Source organism: Vallitalea sp. (genome assembly GCF_025211055.1).
In the GTDB taxonomy this organism is placed as follows: Bacteria; Bacillota; Clostridia; order Lachnospirales; family Vallitaleaceae; genus Vallitalea.
Map to the genome: position 1 here is coordinate 1 of NZ_JAOARO010000100.1, position 13,276 is coordinate 13,276.

Here is a 13,276-nt window from a genome sequence, read left to right on the forward strand (position 1 = left end):
AGCAAAGAAACTAATACTAAATGGCTTGCTGTTGAAACTAATACTTCAAATACTAAGAATTCTTTTATAGATACAAATCAATCAGCTAAAACCATTATTCCACAAGGTATTAAAGTTTCAATAGGCAAAGCTGATATTACTATTAATACTGGTTTTGATAAAGAATTTGCAATAAAAAGGGACTACATTAACAATAGTCCCCAATAGTAACCTTTCGATTTTCTTAATCTAGCAGTTTAAAGTCCCCCGTAGTGCTATTATAGTCTAACCATTTGATAACAGAGTCTAACATATAATACCGTTTGTCTTCTACCTTTACCATTGGCAATACAGCGAATTCAGAGCTTCTAACAACACCGTTTCTATTCTTCTCGACTTCTTGCAAAGTAGCTATCTGCGTGAACTTCTCTAAAGGTATATTTAATCGTTCAGCCATTTCTTCTTCTGTAAGCAGAATTGATTCATTGGTATCTTCAACAATTTGTACATTGCTTGGTTGAATATCTTTTTCGTCCTTGTGTTGTAGAATAAACATTAAGTTTACACACAGAATGAATACAAGTAGGACAATGATTGTTATTGAATAACCGTCCTTTTTCATTATCTCACCCCATTACTGTAAATATTTTTTACATCTCATTCATTATACTTCATTTGAAATAATTTGACAACAGCAATATTTGTAGTTTTATTAAGCTGTTATGTCGATAATTGACAGAATCTAATGCACAATTATTGTTGACAAGCAATAAAAAAATGGTTTAATTAATTAGTGCTAAAATTTAAAGAAAGAGGGAAATCACATGAAGAAATTCAAAGTTTTACTTGTAGCATTAACTTTCATTCTGGCGACTCAAATTTCCTACGCAAAAGACCTAAATACCAACACTATTGGACTACAGAAAGAATTAGCACCGATTATTGACAAAACTGTTACAGTATACGAACCCTTTTTAATTTCTTTAATTTATTTAGTAGTGGCGAACCAGAAATTGCGAAGTACAGGAGAACCGACTATTCTATAAAGGATTATAACATGATTAGTGACACCACTAATACAAGAGAAGACCAAACAGTGTGGCTTACATTGGCTAGAGGTGAAAGTCGGTGGGTAAGTTATAAGCATGAGGTACATGTTGCTCTCAAAATAGAAACTACAGTAAGTACTGGTATTAAATTCTTAGTTGAAGGTCAACTTAAAGCAGAAGTAAACGGTGGTTACGATTATACATTTGAGGTGCGGAAAACAATGGTAGGTCCTGATACCAATTCTAGCTTTAACTGTCGTAAATTTAAACATGCTATAGACTACGCACAATACGGTTTCATAATGAACAAGGTAGATGTTTATGCTATTTATGATTCATCTAATAACTTTCTTAGGTACGAATATGTAAGGAGTACTGTTAATGTGCCTGATGTAAGAAAACCGTTTTTATTAAGTTGGAGTGATGATATAAACATTTAATTTCTTTGGGGACTGCTTACTTGCAATTCCCTTTTCTTAGTTAAACAAGTTCTACATCAAACCACACTTCAATTACATTTCTTTCAAGTGTCCACTTATTAACCAGTACCAAGTTATCATACTGCCCATGAACCGTTGTGATATAGTACAACAATATCATAGGTGTTTCTTTTGTCAATTTATTGGTCTTGCAATAGTCGGTGTATGCCCCCAGTATCGCCCCAATATACACTGACTTTCCAACGGATGATTGAAGGTGCAAAGCTACGAAATCAATTGCAGACTGTTGTATAGCTACCATCTATTTTCACCCCTCTAATCGGTCAATAATAGCTTTAATTACTGCATCTGTACCAACCCCTTTTGTATCTTTTCTTAAAGTGTTCAGTAACAGGAATACCAACCAATTTGGTGCAGGATCATCAAGTTTCTTTGACCATCCTTCAAGGTCTTGTACATATCCAATGTTGTGAAGTTCTTTCAACAGCTTATAGGTTGTTTCAAAGATGGTGATATGTGTCCATTTTATGCCCCACAGAACCTTCTTTGGCATGCAGGTATACATTATGTCAACCACAGACTAAATCCTGTCAAAGGGACAGCAAACAATATAATTCGACCATGCTAAAGAACTTGAATGTAATCAATTATTTTGGTTATACCATAATCAATCGTAGTCTACAGATATAACATGATGATTACACAAATTTTTTACCACAACTAATATGGTAAACTTTATTTGGAGCAGGAGCAACCTTTATTTCCTGCTCCCTGTTTCTAGCTGACGGTTAAGTCTCTATGTGAATAAACCTTTACGCCTTGCTAATCATTACTACGTTTGACAGTAATTTCACTCTATAATCACAAATGAATTCTTTATGTTATTTTGAAACATAGTTACCAAAGACAAGTTGATATGGTAACCATTTATGAATACCCTATGGAAAGGAAAATTGGTCTGTCAAGTTCTTTAGATTTAGAAAAGGCTTCCTCTGACCATGGGTACCAGTCCACAGGGTTCTCGCAATGTTGCAACAGGTATGGTGACTTTTCTTTTGCCAATCTGTTTACTTTTCCACTACGATTCATAATAGTCATAATATCACATCCCTTCTATTTTTAATTTTTCTTTTTGCTTTTGGATTTTTATTTTTATTTTTCCAATTTATTTTCCCCAACTTTTAACCTATTATTCTAATACAAATTGATGAATCTTTTCTACATCTTTGATTTGCATTTAAATTATCCAATGGCAAGACTACATCACCCAAAATCACTATAATTGTACAAATGAGATGCTACAATGTTTAGCACTGATGTATGTAAGCAATCAAAATCAACAAGGGCAAATCCAGTTTAGACATTGGACTTGCTCTTTTCTTATAAGTTTTAAATTTAAGAAAATCCATATCGTTAATTCAATCTTAGTTGTTATTAGATTTAAAGATAAAATTAGAATTTCTTCAAATAATACTAGCTAATAATAAAATTTCTTCATTATTTTCATATATCATATCAAATTGTTCAATGGGAAGTGGATTTTTACCCTTACCTACTTCTATTGTATAACCAGGCTTTCTAAAATCCAAAATGTACCAATCCTTATAACCTGCCAAGCTCTGACTTAAGTCTTCTGAACCCATCTCATATCCACTTATTTTAGTAAATGTTTCTCCAATATACAAGCTTATCTCTGGCTGAAGGTTTTTATAATTCCAAAATATCACTTGACCTTGTGTATGATATGCCAACACTAATCTAGAATCAATACTTTTAGTTAACTTAGCCATAGCTAAAGATTCTGGTTCTGATTCTGGTTTAGTTCCACCATATAAAAAAGGACCAGGACCGGTAATACCAAACCCTGTTTCTAATTCCTTATATTTTCTCCATCCAGCATCATAATTTCTGTTAAGATCAACACCATTAATATTAGATTTCCAATTATTGAAATTTTCACTGCCAAAATTCCATTTTATTAGTTGTTCCTTATTGGTATTAATATTATCTAATCCATCAATAACTAATTCTACTCCATCTGGATTAACCATTGGTACAATATCAATTGTTGCATAATTCCAGATTTGTTCTATATTATAACCTCTTATAGAACCTTTTCTAGAGTAAACTTCCGAAAAAACTTCTATAAATTTCATAAGTAATGATGTTGTAATCCATTCATTAGCATGATGAGCACCATTATATATGACATGATTATTACCATTACCTATCCTTATTCTATATATCTGTCTGCCATCCACGCTATTACCGATACTATCGAATCTTAAAAATGGATATCTTTTACTTAAACCCGATATATTATTTTCCATTACGCTATAAGTATAGGGAATATTAGTAGGTACAATCTGATTATTCAGTGGTACAATAATGCTATTTCCAATAGTTAAATCAAAAGGATTAATATTTGGATTAGCTATTATTATTCGCCATATTGATGTATTATATTTTCTTGTAATATCATACAATGTATCTCCTCTTTCTATAGTATGAGATACATATCCCATTAAGAATTCTTCTATTTTACTATAAGTTAATTTATCTAATTCACCTGTTATTTTCAAATTATTATTTTTTTGAAATTTTTTTATAGCATCTATTGTATAATTTTCTATAAAACCATCAATACTATAATTATAATAACCTAATTTATTTAATAAGCCTTGAATTTCTCTAATTTTAGACTTTGAAATTTTGTCCACTTTTATCACCTAAAAAATTTTATTTTTATTTATTTTATTGTTACTTTTTGATAAATGTACCTTGTACCAAAATTTTACTAGTTATTTTTTAAAAAATTACAGAAACTAATAGTAAGATTAAACCTTAAAAAAGATATAACAACATATACTTTTTAGGTTAATCATAAATTCATATGTTAAGGAGGATGTTTATGAATACTAGAGGTATTGATATAGTTGCTCTCATTTTAGTAATAATCGGCGCTATCAACTGGGGTCTAATAGGATTCTTTGAGTTTGATTTAGTTGCTGCAATATTTGGAGGAATGTATACAATAGCAAGTAGAATAGTTTATGCTTTAGTTGGTATTGCTGGTATATATTCGTTAACTTTCTTTGGAAGAATTAGAGGAGAGATGTAATATTATTATAGAGATTATTTTACAATAATCTCTATTTTTTATTTACTTTAGAATACTATTGTTATTATATATATTTCTATGATTATCTTTATTTGTTTTAATAATGTATTATACAAGTAATTAATATATACTTGGATATATTTTGAATTTATATTAATATAATTAAGTAATTTTCTAATAATATTTTCTTAATTTAAATTAAGAATCTTATTGTAAATAATTCAAGAAAGTTATATAATAAAAGAGTAAAGTTATAATTTTAAAAGAATTTCGAAGTATAGTTCTTTAAAATTTTTCTTCTAATTGATATGATAACCTTTTTCAATTTAATACTACTATATTAGTACATAATACAATATATAGATTAATTATAAGCTTAGTCCATGTATTTTGTAAATACTATCAATTAGAAGCAATAATTAAATAGGAGGAGATTGCTATGATAAGATTGGTTGCAGGTGATACTGGGGAAGGTAAGACAAAAGATTTAATTAAGATGGCAAATGATGCAATAAAAACCGCTAAAGGTCACATAGTTTATCTAGATGGCGACAGTAGTCATATTTACGATTTACACCATAATATACGATATATTAACGTTTCCGAGTTTCCTATTAATGATTATAAAGAATTTTTTGGGTTTATGTGTGGTATACTTTCTGAAGATAGTGATATTGAACAAATATATGTAGATGGTCTTTTAAGAATGGCTCATTTACCTATAGAGAATAGTAACACAAAAGAATTGATTAGTAAATTAAAAACCGTTTCTGATAATTATAAAGTACGATTTATTATTAGTGTTAACTGTGATACAACTGGACTGCCAGTTGCTTTAAAAGAATATTTAGTTGCTTAAAGTAGAATATTAGCCACCTTTTCAGGTGGCTTTATTAGTTGCTATTTATTAAATTATTAATAATTCTACATTAATAGAAGGAGTATTACTCCTTCTATTTAAGACCTTATTACACTTCGCCATTCTAAGTCTCCACGTTCTAATGCCTTAACTAATAACTCAGCTGTAGCTAAATTAGTAGCAATTGGTATATTATGAATATCACATAATCTAATAACTGATGCAGGATCAGGTTCATGCTGCTTTGGTGATAATGGATCCCTTAAAAATATTACCATATCAATTTGGTTATGTGCAATCTGGGCACCTAACTGTTGTTGCCCACCTAAGTGTCCTGCTAAATATTTATGGATGGATAAATTTGTTACCTCTTCTATTAATCTGCCTGTTGTTCCTGTAGCATATAATTCATGCCTATTTAAAATATTACGATAAGCAATACAAAAATTTTGTATCAATTTCTTTTTATTATCATGTGCAATTAAACCAATATTCATAAGCTTACCCCCTTTTAGTAGTAAGTTGTCTTTCTATGCAAACTTATATTAAGTATTACACCAATTCCTATCATATTTGACATTAAAGAGCTTAAACCGTAACTAATAAACGGTAGTGGTATACCTGTATTAGGTATTAAACCTGTAGCTACTCCAACATTTACAAATGTTTGAAATGAAATTATAGCTACAAAACCACTTATAATAAGCATACCAAATAGATCAATAGAATCTTTAGCAATCCACAAACATTTTATAATTAATAATAGAAGTAATAATAAAACTATACTACAACCAATAAAACCAGCCTCTTCACCAATTATTGAAAAAATAAAATCTGTTTGTGGCTCAGGCAAATAGTTATACTTATTAATAGTTCCATTATACCACCCTTTTCCATTTAGTTGACCAGATCCAATTGCTTGGATAGAATTATCAGTTTGATAAGTATCATATTTTTCAGGATACAAAAAACTCATAACACGTTTAACTTGATGGTCATCAAAAACAGTGTCAGGTTGTTGTATATACCACAATGCACCAAAAAATAACGGTACAGCTATAGTCATAGCCACTAATACGTATTTGTAACTAATACCTGCTACAAATACCAAAACAACCAAAATTACTATTAAAACTAATGAAGTTGATAAATCAGGTTGTTTATAAATCAATAATGTAGGTATTAGAACTAGTATTCCAAGTTCTATCAAAAATAATAATTTATTTATTTTTTCTTTATTCTTATCAATATACTTGGCTAGGAATATAACCATCATAATCTTTGATAGTTCAGAAGGCTGTAATTTAATCCCTACAATATTAATCCATCTTACAGCACCTTTTCCTTCTACACCAAGTAAAAGAACTGCTATTAATAGTATAATATTAAATGCATAAATAAGCCAGTAAAATTTTCCTATAAAATGATAATCAATCAAAGAAATAATCATCATTAATACAAAAGTAACAATAAAACCAAATAGTTGTTTATTTCTAATGTATGTAGATCCATTACTATTTATCTGAGTAGCACTACCAATTGCTATTATGCCAAAAGAAACAAGAGCAATGACAATTAATATTAGGAAAATATCATATTTTTTAAAATTGTAATTTCGAAACATTTTTGCACTTCTTTCTATATATATTAAACTTAATTATCTATATACCTATTTCAATAAATTCAATATATTTTCCTTGATTTTATAAGTAAAAATTAAGCTTTTTTCTTCATTTTCTTTATTGGTATATTAGCATATAATGCTGGTACAATACCATCACTAATTTCTGATTTAGTATTACCCATTTTTATGTCCAAACCGTCTTCATCTATATCCATATACTTGCTTATAACATTAATAATATCAGTCTTAATCATTTCTAGTAATTCTGGAGAACAATTAGCTCTGTCATGTATAAGGACTAACTTCAATCTGTCTTTAGCTACTCTTTTAGATGTTCTTTTACTTAATAATGACACTTGTACCCCTCCTTAATTACCAAGCTTAATCATATTTTTAAGCTTACTAAATATTCCACCTTCATTATTAAAATCAAGTATTGGAATATCTTCACCTAAAACTCGTTTTGTTATATTACCATATGCTTTTCCAGAAATCATATTCCTATTACCAACAATAGGCTCACCATTATTAGTTGATATAACTATATTTTCATCATCTGGAATAACTCCTAATAAGTCAATAGCCAATATTTCAACAACATCATCTACTGACATCATATCACCTCTTTTTACCATGTCAGTTCTGATTCTATTAATTATTAACTGTGGACTTCTAAGCTCATTAGCTTCTAGTAATCCGATTATTCTATCAGCGTCACGAATTGCTGATATCTCAGGTGTTGTAACAACTAATGCTCTATCTGCACCAGCAATAGCGTTTTTAAATCCTTGCTCTATACCTGCAGGACAGTCTATGATAATATAGTCAAATTCTTCTTTCAAAGCCTCACATAACTTAAGCATCTGTTCTGGAGTAACAGCATTTTTATCTCTTGTCTGAGCAGCTGGAAGTAAGTATAGAGTGGAATATCTTTTATCCTTAATTAATGCTTGTCTAAGTCTACAGTTACCCTCTATTACATCTATTAGGTTATATACTATCCTATTTTCTAATCCCATAACGACATCTAAGTTTCTTAATCCTATATCTGCATCAATCAAACATACTTTTTTATTCTCCATAGCAAGACCAGCCCCCAGATTAGCTGTAGTCGTTGTTTTTCCAACTCCACCTTTACCAGATGTTACAACAATTACTTCACTCATTAGAAAATCTCCCCTTTTTATTATTTTTTTGTCTCTTCATGATCGTAGTATTCAAGTTCTTTATAGATATTATTATTCAATGTCTCCATACATATCCTACCATCTACAACATATGCTATTTGAGCAGATGTTGTATCTATGGTTAATTCTTTATCATCTGGAGATCTACCCATTATATCACCTATTTTTAATTGCATAGGCTTCATTGACAATGCAACCACAAAAGGATGTTTTCCATCCAGTTCTTTTACATAAACTGTACCCTTTAAAGCACCCAAAACAATTACATTACCTCTTGCAGTTATTTTTGCACCAGGATTCACATCTCCCATAATTATGACACTATGATCCACATTCAATTGCTGCCCTGAACGTAATGTACCTTTATGAAATACTGCCATAGGATCACCCATAGTATTACCCATTGGGTTACTCATCCCTAATATATCATTTTTATCTACTTCATCCTTTTTGGTAGCTACATCATTATTAGACGAATTTGTTTCATCCATAATACATGTTACTTTCATATCAGAGAAAGTAGTAATAATATCAACTAATTCCTTTTGTTCCTTATCAGAAAGATCTCTTCCAGTAAAAGTAATGGCTACTTTGGCATTTTTAAAGAATTTTTTAGCATCAATTATCTTATTTCTTAATGTTTGCTTCAAAATCTTAAATGTCACATTCTCATCTAATATAATAGTAAGCCCATATTTATTACCTTTAATTAGTATACAATCGCTCATTATGAGCATCCTCCTAACCAATAAAAGTTATTCAAAATCTTTTGACTTACCCTAATAGTCACATTAATATTCTAATTTGTTACTCATAGTAGTTGTTTCACTTGTTCCATATAAATCATAATAGTTACTTATTATCTCCTTAACAACCTTACCAGAATTTTGGGCCGTATATCCAAAAGGTATAACTACAACTACTGCAATTTCTGGATCATCATATGGTGCAAAAGCTGTAAAAGTAGCATGGTCAGGTCTACTTTTACTTTCTTGTGAAGTACCAGTTTTTCCAGCAACTTTAATAGGTAGGTCCTTAAAAATACTATAAGCTGTACCTCTTACCCCATTCTGCTTAGTTGTTACCTTTAACATACCTGAATGAACCATTTTAATATTTTCTGGATCAAAATCACTCTTAGTAGCTATGTTAGGCGTTCTATCTTCATATACTTCACCACTATGACTAGATATTTTATCTACAATGTTTAATTCAAAATTAGTTCCTCCATTAGCTAATGTACTAATGTATCTAGCTAACTGTACAGGAGTATAACTGTTTTTATCCTGTCCAATAGCTGCACGTACTGGATCTTTAGTAGGATTCTTAGGAGAATATTCGGATAACTCAATTCCTGATTTAGTATCTAATCCAAATTTCTCAACATATTTCATTAGCTTGTTAATTCCTTCAATTGGAATATAGTTACCTTCATCATCTTTACCTAATCTTAGCCCCACTTCATAGAAGAAGTAATTACATGAATCCCTAAGTGCCTCAGCTACTGTCTCATTACCATGAGTTGAACCATACGCTGTATATACCCAACATTTTGCTGGAGGTGATATTTTATTAAAAACACCCAAATCTCTAATGACGGTATTCTTATTTATTACACCCTCTTCAAGACCAGCCATGGCAGAAACCATCTTAAATGTAGAACCTGGAGCCCTACGTTCTGTAGTGGCCCTATGCACAAGAGGTGTAGTTGGATCATTAATTACTTTATAATAATAGCTAGTATCAAATTTATTTACAAACTTGTTATTATCATAACTAGGATAACTAACAAGAGATAAGACTTCTCCAGTTTTAACATCTACTACTACTGCTGAACCAGTACTAGGGTCTAAAGCCAACTGACTAGGTTTAATATCTAAGTTAGTAATTTTACTTTTCATAAAATTAAGAGCTGAAAATTTTCCTCTTATCAAATCAGACATTTCTTTCTCATTAGAAGTAACAATCCCCTGTTCAATGAGCATAAAACATAAGTCTCTATAAAAGAATTTTCCATTTTCCGCCATAGTAGTATAAACCAAGCGTTTAAAATCGTTTTCTAATACTTTTTTATTTATATAATCTATTATATAATTATATATTTCTATATCAGTAGGGTTTTCTCCTTCTTTTTTATCAATAATTACACTTTTTTCTTTGATACTTGTGTTTATTAATTCATTAATACTTATTTCATTATTCTCATATTGTTTGTAGACTTCTATCTTTACTTCTATTTCCTCTTCTTTTTTTCCATCGTCAGCTTCAACTTTCTTTCGTGTTAATAATATACCATCAGAGACTAAATTGTCAATTATATAGTCTAAATACCTATCTTCTTCTGATAAATATTGATTAACGTCATTTGCTAAATTATAATTAATATCGTTCACTACTTTATTATAATGTTTAATAAAAGAAGAATAAATATTATTTTGATATTGTTCTTCACTAGAATATTCTAATTTCTCTAATGATATGGTATTATTATGAAATAAAGAAGCAAATACATCTTTCAATAAAATATAAATCCCTTTTTTAGACGGTTGCTTAGTATAAATTTTTTCTACTACAACATTCGCTATTTGTTTTTCTAAGGCATCATATGTTTTCATCTGAAGCTCTTTATCAATAGTTAAAAATACATCTTTGCCTGGTTCAGGTTCTTCTGTGCTAATAATATTTCTTGTTCTTCCGAGATTGTCAACCTCTATAGTCTGTTTACCGTCAGTTCCTTTCAGATATATTTCCATTTCTTTTTCTATACCTGCTTGCCCAACAATATCTCTAGCATTATATCCATGAACCTTTAACTTTTCTAATTGTCCTGGACTAATTGTCTTAGTATATCCTATAATATGAGAGAAATATGTTGAATCAATATATTGTCTGCGTGGTTCAACAATTATCTTTGCTCCTGGAAATTTATCTTGATTTTCATTTATCATTGCCAATGTTTTCTGTGAGATGTCTACAGCTACTTTTAGAGGTTTGAACTTAGAACCTCTAGTTAGGTATAATGCATATCTTATAGCACATATTTTAACCACTTCTTCATCAGAATACTTTTCAACAGGCATATTAAAGAAATCATCAGACCTGATAAATTTTATCATATCTTCTGCAGTTAAACTTTCTTGTACTTTAGATAATCGTTTTTTCCCAAATATCTCTTTTTTGAATCTTACTATAGATGAATTGGAACCTACGAATTCAAATTCCTCATCATCTCTAAGTTTTATTGGGAATGTTACAATAATATTATCACCATTCTCTTCTATTACATTAATCAAATCACGTATCATTATACCTCTATCCTCAACAGGAATACTGTCATCTAATGTAACAGAATATGCTAACTCATTTATAGCCAGAGGTATTCCATTTCTATCATATATATTGCCTCTAGTACCCTCTAATACAATATTACGTTTTGATTTTATGCTAAATTGATTCGCCAATTCTTGTCCTTTAACAATCTGTAACTCAAATATCCTATTAATCAGTACCCAAAATATTAGTAAAATAAATACTAATAGAATAAATAATCTATGTTTTATTATTTTCCATACATTTAACAGTAATTCATGGATCAATTGCTATTTGCCTCCTTTTTTTCTCTTGACTCTAATTTATTATTTATCAAATGGAAAAGTTTATAAATAATTACTGCTACAAGTGTTGTATAGACTAATTCTGGCATAATAATATTACTTAAATAATACATGAAATTAAGCTTGCCTCTAAACAAAAATGAAAATATGTATACATAAAGACCAAATATAAAATCACAACCAGAAATAACTAATGTTGGTATTAGAATACTTTCTTTATAAAAACTTCTGTATAAATATCCACTAAAAAATCCAATGTACATGTAAATAAGAGCATAAAATCCTAATACTTTACCAAAGAAAATATCTTGGAGAAGTCCAAATAAAAATCCAATAATTCCTCCTTCGTATTTTCCTCTAAGAAGGGCAAAAGATACAGTAGTTATGATAAGTAAATTAGGTGAAACATTGTTAATACTAATTTCATTCATGATTGTTGATTGAAACACAATATTAATTATCAATAAAATTATCATAATAATCACTCTACGCATACCATTACCTCCCTTCACATATATCAATTATTTTTCTTTCCATACTTGATTAATAACTAAAACTTCTTCTAAATGTTTAAAATCAACTACAGGCTCAATGATAGCAGATTTATTTAACTTATTAGGATTTTCTTGTATATTTTTTATAGTACCTATCAAAATACCTGGTGGGTAGATTTCTGATAAATGTGATGTCACTATTTCATCACCTTTAATTATACTCGCTGATCCCTCAATAAAATCTACTTTACAACTTCCTGAAAATTGCTTTTCACCTTGAACTACACAGGTATCTGATGTTCTTAATATTTTGGCACTAACCTTACTGGAATCATCAATTATAGATTTAACTTTGGCATAGTTCTTACCTACTTCAAAAATATGTCCAACTAGACCATTTCCGGCGATAACAACCATATTAACTTTTAGACCATCATCAGTTCCTTTATCAAGTTCAAAAACATTATACCAATTACCAGCATCTTTTCCAATTACTGAAGCACCTATTTTAGGATAACTAGGGTATTTTTTATCTAATTCATATAAATCTCTTAGTCTATCAAGTTCAATCTTATCTTGTTGAAGTATTTTATTTTCATATCGCAACTTATCTACTTCATCTTGTAATTCTTTATTCATACTCTCAAGAGAATTAATATTTTTTATAAAATTGACTTTATCAATAACCCAATCACCAAATACATTAACACCTTTTTGTATCGGTACTACAACACATGCTATACTATTTTCTACAGGACTTACTTTTGAGCGGGATTCCCATGTAAAAATAATAAGAACCAAACATATCAGTGTCATCAATAACAGAATATACTTTATTGGAAATTTTTTCTTTTTAAGCATCTTTTTACAATCCCTCCCTCTGTATCATTTAAATAGACATATTGTATT

19 protein-coding genes are annotated in these 13,276 nt (G+C 29.5%); 6 read left to right on the top strand and 13 right to left on the bottom strand.

Annotated features, from left to right (window positions below; all coding sequences use genetic code 11):
- Nucleotides 1-207: hypothetical protein (locus tag N4A55_RS16470; RefSeq protein ID WP_293758511.1), on the top strand; the 207-nt coding region annotated here is incomplete at its 5' end.
- A 16-nt stretch (nucleotides 208-223) separates the two neighbouring features.
- On the opposite strand, the gene N4A55_RS16475 is transcribed toward N4A55_RS16470, so the two are convergent.
- Nucleotides 224-601 carry a hypothetical protein gene (locus tag N4A55_RS16475; RefSeq protein ID WP_293758513.1) on the bottom strand — a complete coding sequence of 126 codons (378 nt, stop codon included), beginning with the start codon at nucleotides 599-601 and terminating at the stop codon, nucleotides 224-226.
- A 202-nt stretch (nucleotides 602-803) separates the two neighbouring features.
- On the opposite strand from N4A55_RS16475, the gene N4A55_RS16480 reads away from it, so the two are divergent.
- Together N4A55_RS16480 and N4A55_RS16485 are read left to right on the top strand one after the other, a co-directional pair.
- Nucleotides 804-1,025, top strand: coding sequence for a hypothetical protein (locus tag N4A55_RS16480; RefSeq protein ID WP_293758515.1), 222 nt, complete (start codon nucleotides 804-806; stop codon nucleotides 1,023-1,025).
- An 11-nt stretch (nucleotides 1,026-1,036) separates the two neighbouring features.
- Nucleotides 1,037-1,468 (top strand): hypothetical protein, encoded by a 432-nt coding sequence (locus N4A55_RS16485; RefSeq protein WP_293758516.1) that lies wholly within the window; start codon nucleotides 1,037-1,039, stop codon nucleotides 1,466-1,468.
- Between the two features lie 40 nt (nucleotides 1,469-1,508).
- On the opposite strand, the gene N4A55_RS16490 is transcribed toward N4A55_RS16485, so the two are convergent.
- From N4A55_RS16490 to N4A55_RS16500, 3 genes are all read right to left on the bottom strand, one after another.
- Nucleotides 1,509-1,769, bottom strand: coding sequence for a hypothetical protein (locus N4A55_RS16490; RefSeq protein ID WP_293758517.1), 261 nt, complete (start codon nucleotides 1,767-1,769; stop codon nucleotides 1,509-1,511).
- Nucleotides 1,770-1,775: 6 nt separating this feature from the next.
- A complete protein-coding gene (locus tag N4A55_RS16495) occupies nucleotides 1,776-2,033 on the bottom strand; it encodes a hypothetical protein (protein WP_293758518.1) in 258 nt (85 codons plus the stop codon).
- A gap of 362 nt (nucleotides 2,034-2,395) precedes the next feature.
- Nucleotides 2,396-2,566 carry a DUF255 domain-containing protein gene (locus N4A55_RS16500; RefSeq protein ID WP_330666453.1) on the bottom strand — a complete coding sequence of 57 codons (171 nt, stop codon included), beginning with the start codon at nucleotides 2,564-2,566 and terminating at the stop codon, nucleotides 2,396-2,398.
- A gap of 146 nt (nucleotides 2,567-2,712) precedes the next feature.
- On the opposite strand from N4A55_RS16500, the gene N4A55_RS17105 reads away from it, so the two are divergent.
- Nucleotides 2,713-2,949: a TipAS antibiotic-recognition domain-containing protein gene (locus N4A55_RS17105; protein ID WP_443083843.1), complete on the top strand. Its 237-nt coding sequence runs from the start codon at nucleotides 2,713-2,715 to the stop codon at nucleotides 2,947-2,949.
- Here N4A55_RS17105 and N4A55_RS16505 read toward each other — a convergent pair.
- Nucleotides 2,932-4,188: a M14 family metallopeptidase gene (locus N4A55_RS16505; RefSeq protein ID WP_293758520.1), complete on the bottom strand. Its 1,257-nt coding sequence runs from the start codon at nucleotides 4,186-4,188 to the stop codon at nucleotides 2,932-2,934. The genes N4A55_RS17105 and N4A55_RS16505 overlap by 18 nt on opposite strands.
- 191 nt (nucleotides 4,189-4,379) lie before the next feature.
- Here N4A55_RS16505 and N4A55_RS16510 point away from each other — a divergent pair, with 191 nt between their 5' ends.
- Together N4A55_RS16510 and N4A55_RS16515 are read left to right on the top strand one after the other, a co-directional pair.
- Nucleotides 4,380-4,589: a DUF378 domain-containing protein gene (locus N4A55_RS16510; protein ID WP_113675085.1), complete on the top strand. Its 210-nt coding sequence runs from the start codon at nucleotides 4,380-4,382 to the stop codon at nucleotides 4,587-4,589.
- A gap of 439 nt (nucleotides 4,590-5,028) precedes the next feature.
- Nucleotides 5,029-5,448 (top strand): twitching motility protein PilT, encoded by a 420-nt coding sequence (locus N4A55_RS16515; protein WP_293758523.1) that lies wholly within the window; start codon nucleotides 5,029-5,031, stop codon nucleotides 5,446-5,448.
- Between the two features lie 98 nt (nucleotides 5,449-5,546).
- On the opposite strand, the gene mgsA is transcribed toward N4A55_RS16515, so the two are convergent.
- From mgsA to mreC, 8 genes are all read right to left on the bottom strand, one after another.
- Nucleotides 5,547-5,945, bottom strand: coding sequence for a methylglyoxal synthase (mgsA, locus tag N4A55_RS16520; RefSeq protein WP_293758525.1), 399 nt, complete (start codon nucleotides 5,943-5,945; stop codon nucleotides 5,547-5,549).
- A gap of 14 nt (nucleotides 5,946-5,959) precedes the next feature.
- Nucleotides 5,960-7,072, bottom strand: a complete 1,113-nt coding sequence (gene rodA / locus N4A55_RS16525) for a rod shape-determining protein RodA (RefSeq protein ID WP_293758527.1) — start codon at nucleotides 7,070-7,072, stop codon at nucleotides 5,960-5,962.
- 92 nt (nucleotides 7,073-7,164) lie between these two features.
- Entirely contained in the window at nucleotides 7,165-7,428 is a 264-nt protein-coding gene (gene minE / locus N4A55_RS16530) for a cell division topological specificity factor MinE (RefSeq protein ID WP_293758528.1), read from the bottom strand.
- 12 nt (nucleotides 7,429-7,440) lie between these two features.
- Nucleotides 7,441-8,238 (bottom strand): septum site-determining protein MinD, encoded by a 798-nt coding sequence (gene minD / locus N4A55_RS16535; protein WP_293758529.1) that lies wholly within the window; start codon nucleotides 8,236-8,238, stop codon nucleotides 7,441-7,443.
- 20 nt (nucleotides 8,239-8,258) lie between these two features.
- Nucleotides 8,259-8,987, bottom strand: a complete 729-nt coding sequence (locus N4A55_RS16540) for a septum site-determining protein MinC (protein WP_293758531.1) — start codon at nucleotides 8,985-8,987, stop codon at nucleotides 8,259-8,261.
- 63 nt (nucleotides 8,988-9,050) lie between these two features.
- Complete coding sequence (locus N4A55_RS16545) at nucleotides 9,051-11,855, bottom strand: penicillin-binding transpeptidase domain-containing protein (protein ID WP_293758532.1); 2,805 nt, start codon at nucleotides 11,853-11,855, stop codon at nucleotides 9,051-9,053.
- Nucleotides 11,852-12,367 carry a rod shape-determining protein MreD gene (gene mreD, locus N4A55_RS16550; RefSeq protein ID WP_293758533.1) on the bottom strand — a complete coding sequence of 172 codons (516 nt, stop codon included), beginning with the start codon at nucleotides 12,365-12,367 and terminating at the stop codon, nucleotides 11,852-11,854. Before mreD ends, N4A55_RS16545 begins: the two co-directional genes overlap by 4 nt.
- A gap of 27 nt (nucleotides 12,368-12,394) precedes the next feature.
- Nucleotides 12,395-13,228, bottom strand: coding sequence for a rod shape-determining protein MreC (gene mreC, locus N4A55_RS16555; RefSeq protein ID WP_293758534.1), 834 nt, complete (start codon nucleotides 13,226-13,228; stop codon nucleotides 12,395-12,397).
- Nucleotides 13,229-13,276 lie beyond the last annotated feature (48 nt).